Here is a 6,109-nt window from a genome sequence, read left to right on the forward strand (position 1 = left end):
GAGGGGGGTAACCCACGGCACGCCGTCGACGATCCGCCCGCAGGCGCCCAGTCCCAATCTCACTGTCGAAAATATGATAGAATTCTCCGCTAGAAGGCACCACCGGCACCGCTAGTCTGTGTGCCTCGCCAACAATACCCATGATTTATCGAATGAGAGCAAAATGGGCGTCAGAAACGTTCTGATCGAAGGCGTGTCCGGCACCGGCAAGACCTCGGTTGCGACAGGCTTGCAGCAGCGCGGTTACCATGTCGTCCATGGTGACCGCGAGCTCGCCTATAAAGGCGATCCGGTGACAGGCGAGCCCCTGAGCGACGCCGCCCCCCGGCAAAATCTGGTTGATATCGCCTTCGGTCACCGACACCATCTCTGGGACATCGACAAGGTAAAGGCCCTGGTCGAGGACCAAAGCAACGCGATCTCCTTCTTCTGTGGCGGCTCCAGGAATTTCGATCGTTTCATCGATCTCTTCGACCACGTTTTCGTCCTCGACATCGATGCGGACACGCTGATGAAGAGACTGGCAACCAGGCCCGACGATGAATTCGGCGCAAGCCCCGCCGAACAGCAACTAGTCCTGCGGCTGCACGCGACCAAGGAGGATATCCCCTCCGCTGCCACGGTCATCGACGCCACAGCACCACTCGACGCCGTCATCGACGACATCCTGGCGAGATGCGCCGCATCCGGCTAACGATAGACGATCCGATACCGCGGCCGGCACCCGCCTCGAACACCTCCACGACATCACAAGGTAACCCCCATGACCGACGCAAGACCTCAGCATAACGCCGCCTGCCACTGCGGCACGGTAAAGTTCAAGGTGCGGCTGACGGACGAGTTCAACACCATCCGCCGCTGCACCTGCTCCTATTGCCGCATGCGCGGGGCGATTGCCGCCTCCGCCAATCTCGATGACATCGAGTTTGTCGAGGGCGAGGACAATCTGACGCTCTACCAGTTCCACACCGGCACGGCGAAGCACTACTTCTGCAAGACCTGCGGCATCTACACCCACCACCAGCGCCGCTCCAACACCAGCCAGTTCGGCATCAACGTCGCCGTCCTCGAAGGCGTCAGCCCCTTCGATTTCGCCGAAGTGCAGGTCGTGGATGGTGTCGCTCACCCGTCCGATGCTGGCGGCGGATCGCGGGTCGCGGGGGTGCTGCGGTTCGAGAAGACCGTATGAACTGGAATGTCGCAACGGAAGAACCCGGGCATGCGACACAGCCCGGGTTCCAGGGCGACGGCTAGATGATCTGCCCGACATCGATTCGGTTGCCGTCGACGTCCTCGAAGACGAAGGCGCGCAAGCCGTAGTCCTTGTCCTGCAATCCCTTTATGATCCGCACGCCATTTTCCTTGCAGCGCGCGTGCAGGGCGTCGACGTCGTCCACCATCAGATGGGCGACGTTGAAGTTGGCCGTCTTGTGCTGTGGCTGCAGGGTCAGGTGCAGTTCGCCGGCATCCCGCTTCAGGATCATGAAGCCGACAGGGTTGCCGTTCTCGAAAACCTTCGTGAAACCGAGAACCGTGGCATAGAAACGAAACGCGCGGTCGATGTCTGCGACGGGAAGCATGGCGGCGATACGTCCGAAACGGACACCGTGATCAGCGATCTCTTTCATCGCTCAATCTCCTTCTGAGAAGCTGCGGCAACGGCTCCGACGGTGCGGAAAAACGTCTGGCACTTCAATGTTTTGACAAGAAGGACGGTGCCTCGGCATTTCTTATATTTGCAAACGGCGTTGTCCGCAAATGCCAAAGGTGCTGCCACCTCTGCGCGGCCATGTTGGTCGTGCCGCGCGGAGATTGCCACCGAAGAGAACCAAAATATGCCGACCGAGGCGACAGGAAAGGTCGCAATCCCGCAATGGATGAGCGAGCTGCTGGTCATCATCGTTGGTGACAACGTCGCGTTTCGGCAGCTTCATGAGGAAACCTGCTCACGCAAGCTGATCGACAATGGCTGGAAAGCGGTTTCCAGAGGCAACGCCGGAAATGGACCGATCATCGACGCCATCACGGCACTGACCCGCGACGACCGATGACGCCGATCGATACCGGCGCCATCCCTGATCGTAGGGATGCGCCCCTAGACCAACCCAAGCCGAACCAAGCTCTCGGCGCAGGCAACGATCGCCTCCTCCCGCGAGCGTGGTGCCCAGCCGAGCAGGCGCTCGGCCTTCTTTCCCGTCGCGTTCATGTCGTAGTTGAGGAGCGGCACCACGGCCTTCAGCTGCGCATTCGTCTCGCCGGCGATGCGCACCTGCTCGTCGGGCCAGACATCGGTCGAGACCTTCGCCGCGGCGTCACCCAGCCTTTGCCGCAGCAGCTTCGCGACCTCGACCATCCATAGGCTGTCGCCGACGGTGGCAAGGAAGCGCTCGCCGGCAGCCGCGGGGTCGGTCATGCAGCGCAGGTGCAGGTCCGCCACATCGCGCACGTCGACGCAGCAGGAATTGACGTTCACGCAGCCCGGCTGCCCCTTCATCATGTTGGCGATCAGCCGGATTGAGTGCGAATAGTCGGCGCCGAGAACGGGGCCGTAGACCGCGACCGGATTGACCGCCGAAAGCTCCATGCCTTGGCCCTCGCGGGCGATGAACTCCCAGGCGGCGCGCTCCGACAGCGTCTTCGATTTCTGGTAGGGCGCGACATTGCCATCGAGATTGCTCCAGTCGGTCTCGTCGAACGGCCGCCGGTGGTCCGGCCCGTGGCCGACGCCGATGGCCCCAAAAGCCGATGTTAGAACCACGCGCCTGACGCCGGCGTCGCGCGCCGCGCGCAGCACCCTGAGATTGCCGTTGACGGCGGGCTCGATCCAGTCCTCCTCGCGCGTCTGGTCGCCCGATGGCGTCGGAGAGGCGCCGTGCATCACATAGGTGCAGCCAGCGGCCGACTCCACCCAACCCTCGTCATGATCGAGATCGGCGATCGCGAAGGACAGCCGATCGCCCGCATCGACGCCGCCGGCCTTCAGATGCGCCCGCACCTCGTCCTCCCGTCCGGCTGAGCGGATGGTGGTGCGCACGCGATAACCGTCTCTCAGCAGCGCCAGCATGCAATATTGCGCGATGAACCCGGTGCCGCCGGTGACGAGAACGAGCGTGTCTTTGTTGTCAGTCGTCATAACCTGCCTCATGTCTATGCCGCCGCATCGGATCGCGGCGAACTTGATGACGGGAAGGTAGGCAGCCAAGTCCGTACTGTGAATGCTTGAAAATCCGCTTCCCTTGCGCGATAGTTCGATAATGCTGACCGACCCCTTCTCCGATGTCCTGAGCCTGACGAAAGCCGAGGCGATCGTCACCGGCGGCTTTACAGCCAGCGGTCCCTGGTCGATCGCCTTTCCGGGGCGCGACAAGATCAAGTTCTTCGCGGTGGTGAAGGGTGGCTGCTGGGTCACGCTGGAGGGCGAGGCGGAGCCGATCCGTTTCGAGGAAGGCGACGTCGGCCTCCTCGCCAAGAAGCGCAGCTTCGTTCTCTCCAGCGATCCCGCGCTTCAGCCGGTCGACGCCATGAGCATCTTCACGGGCACGGGACGGCGGCTGGTGACGCTGGGCGACGGCAATGATTTCGCCCATATCGGCGGCCATGTCGCGCTCGATCCGCTGAGGGGCGGCCTGCTGTCGGATATCCTGCCCACCTGGATCCACACCCGCGCCGCCTCGCCGCAGGCAGCCATCTTCCGCTGGCTGCTCGACCGGCTGATCGAGGAGCGCGATATCGGCCAGCCGGGGGCGGCGCTTGCCTCCGCGCAGCTGACCCAGCTGCTCTTCATCGAAATCCTGCGCTCGCACCTGAGCGCCGCCGACCGCATGCCCGCCGGCTGGCTGAAGGCACTGGCGGAACCCAGGATCGCGCCTGCGCTACGCCTGATGCATGGCGAACCCGCGCGCGCCTGGCACCTGGAGGAACTCGCCAGCGCCTGCGCCATGTCGCGCACCTCCTTTGCCGTCCATTTCAAGTCCGTCTCCGGCGTCACCCCGCTTGCTTACCTTACGGAATGGCGCATGCGCCTTGCCGAACGGGCGCTGCGCGAAGCCCGCACCCCCATCGCCTCCGTCGCCCGCTCGCTCGGCTACACTTCAGAGAGCGCCTTCAGCAACGCCTTCAAGCGGGTGAACGGCAGATCGCCGTCGGCTTACCGGGTGGCGGTGAATGGGCTGGATGCCGGCGATGAGGGTGAGTTGGTATCGCACGATCCGGCATATGCGGGCTAACGACGTGGGTGTTGCGCAGGAGCCGCCAATGTTGGGCGCCTCCCACGCTTTCATGCCCGACAGGTCGTCGGCTCCGTCACGCCTGTCTCGTCCGCTCCTCGCCGCGTATCGCGACCGCGCCGAGAACCACCGCAGCGATCGCCACGGTCAGCCCGTCGGCGATCGGGTAGGCGAACCATATGGCCGTTCGGTCGAGCAAAGCGGCAATGACAATGATGGCGACCGGAACAAGCACGAAGGACTTCATCAGCGTCAGAAACCCGGCCTGTAGAGGCCGGCCAATAGCCTGGAAGTAAAGCGCGAGCACCAAGACCGGTCCCGAAAACAGATAGAACGCCGCCATCGGCTTGAGAATTCTGGCGACCTCCTCGATGACGCTGGCATCGGCAATGAAGGCGGAGGCGATCAGCCGGCCTTGTGTCAGAAGCAACAGTTCCACGGCGGCGCCGTAAATGAAGGCGGTTACTGCGGCGATCCGCAGAACCCGGTCGGCACGATCCCAGCGCCCGGCTCCGACATTGTTGCCGACGATACTCTGCATGGCGAGCGCAGCGGCCATCGGCGGCAGGAAGGCGAAACCGAGGATGCGCGTGATGATGCCATAGGCCGCGACCGCCTGCGACTGGCCTTCGCCCGACGACGGCAACGCAAGAACCACGCAGGTCGCCGTCAGCGCCATCCCCAGGAATGTGAGACTGACGGGAGCGCCGAGTGCCGCGATCTTCCTCCATTGCCCATACCATGCGTTCCGCCGCAAGACGCCAAGCGGCATCATCTCCCGGGACCGTCGTCGCCCCTCGATAAGAAGAGCAAGGCCCGCCCCTTGCGCCAAAACGGTGCTCAAGGCCGACCCCGCAACGCCCATCGCAAGCGGTACGATCAGGATGTAGTTGAAGAGGATGTTGGTCGCTGTCACGCCAAGCGACATCAGCGCCATGCTCCCCGCCCGGCCTTCGTTGCGCCAGGCATCCGCATGGATACCGAGCAGGAATTGCAGCGGCGTGCCCAAGAGGGTGATCATCAGAAACACCCACGCCATCCTGGCAACCGGCTCGGCAGCTCCCGCCATCCGCGTTGCAAACGTCCAGCCGCCGACGAGGAAGAGCAGGATCAGCGCCAGGCCGATCAGGATGGCCAGGCCATGCGCCCGGGCAAAGGTCGCGCCCGCCTCTTCGCGCGCACCGGCGCCGAGCTGTCTCGCAAGCAGGCTGGACATGCCGCTGCCGACAAGCGTCGAAAGCGCAATAGTGAGCAGCAGAACGGGAAACGCGATGCTGATGGCCGCTATGGCCTCTTCCCCGACAAAGCGTCCGAGAAAGGCGGCATCGACGATGCCGAGCAGGCCGTTCATCGTCATGATGGCCACCATCGGCAAGGCGGTCGTGGCAAAGGTCCGGCCCACGGGCGCGGTCAGGAATCGATTATCAGGTGATTGTCTCGCAGACATCACGCACTCCTCAAATGAGGCATTTCGATTGAGGAGGGAGCCTGCATTGCCACCAACGAAATGCTTCGAGGGTGAGATGATATCCACGTCGAGCTTTTACCGTGACTTGCGTCCGCAGGCGGCAGGCACTCGAAACCTGCACCGGATCAATCATTTTGACGCGGGGCTGTCAATTCGAAAACTGGCGGAGTGGCGTTAGGTGGAGATGAGTTTGCAAGAGGAGAGGTGAGGGTTGAGTGCCCATCGCTTGCCGCTCAGGGCGTCGCTCCCGCTCCACCCCCTCATCGCCTCGCTGTCGCTCCGGCACTTCTGCCCGTTGGGGAGAAGGGGCTGGTGGTGACGCTCTGCCTCATCGTAGGCTTTGATTTCAAGCCGTCATGTAGGTGAGAATATCGCGAGGCTCTGCCACGAGTCTCTTCTCCCCAACGGGAGCCGT

7 protein-coding genes are annotated in these 6,109 nt (G+C 63.1%); 4 read left to right on the forward strand and 3 right to left on the reverse strand.

Translation table 11 applies throughout. From position 1 onward, the window contains the following. Window positions 1-163 precede the first annotated feature (163 nt). Entirely contained in the window at window positions 164-694 is a 531-nt protein-coding gene (locus B3605_RS07530; RefSeq protein ID WP_112945195.1) for an AAA family ATPase, read from the forward strand. A 69-nt stretch (window positions 695-763) separates the two neighbouring features. After that, the gene (locus tag B3605_RS07535) at window positions 764-1,189 is read left to right on the forward strand and encodes a GFA family protein (protein WP_112945196.1); all 426 of its coding nucleotides are present in this window, start codon (window positions 764-766) and stop codon (window positions 1,187-1,189) included. A 61-nt stretch (window positions 1,190-1,250) separates the two neighbouring features. On the opposite strand, the gene B3605_RS07540 is transcribed toward B3605_RS07535, so the two are convergent. Continuing rightward, window positions 1,251-1,628, reverse strand: coding sequence for a VOC family protein (locus tag B3605_RS07540; RefSeq protein WP_112945197.1), 378 nt, complete (start codon window positions 1,626-1,628; stop codon window positions 1,251-1,253). A gap of 120 nt (window positions 1,629-1,748) precedes the next feature. Between B3605_RS07540 and B3605_RS07545 the strand changes: the two genes are divergently transcribed. After that, window positions 1,749-2,051: a hypothetical protein gene (locus B3605_RS07545; protein WP_162725010.1), complete on the forward strand. Its 303-nt coding sequence runs from the start codon at window positions 1,749-1,751 to the stop codon at window positions 2,049-2,051. Window positions 2,052-2,095: 44 nt separating this feature from the next. Here B3605_RS07545 and B3605_RS07550 read toward each other — a convergent pair whose 3' ends face one another. Then, window positions 2,096-3,133: an SDR family oxidoreductase gene (locus B3605_RS07550; protein ID WP_112945204.1), complete on the reverse strand. Its 1,038-nt coding sequence runs from the start codon at window positions 3,131-3,133 to the stop codon at window positions 2,096-2,098. Window positions 3,134-3,254: 121 nt separating this feature from the next. Between B3605_RS07550 and B3605_RS07555 the strand changes: the two genes are divergently transcribed. Next, window positions 3,255-4,226, forward strand: a complete 972-nt coding sequence (locus B3605_RS07555) for an AraC family transcriptional regulator (RefSeq protein WP_183795352.1) — start codon at window positions 3,255-3,257, stop codon at window positions 4,224-4,226. Between the two features lie 76 nt (window positions 4,227-4,302). On the opposite strand, the gene B3605_RS07560 is transcribed toward B3605_RS07555, so the two are convergent. Then, a complete protein-coding gene (locus B3605_RS07560; RefSeq protein WP_112945200.1) occupies window positions 4,303-5,673 on the reverse strand; it encodes an MATE family efflux transporter in 1,371 nt (456 codons plus the stop codon). Window positions 5,674-6,109: the final 436 nt, after the last annotated feature.

Source organism: Rhizobium sp. UBA1881 (assembly GCF_002338015.1).
GTDB lineage: Bacteria > Pseudomonadota > Alphaproteobacteria > Rhizobiales > Rhizobiaceae > Rhizobium.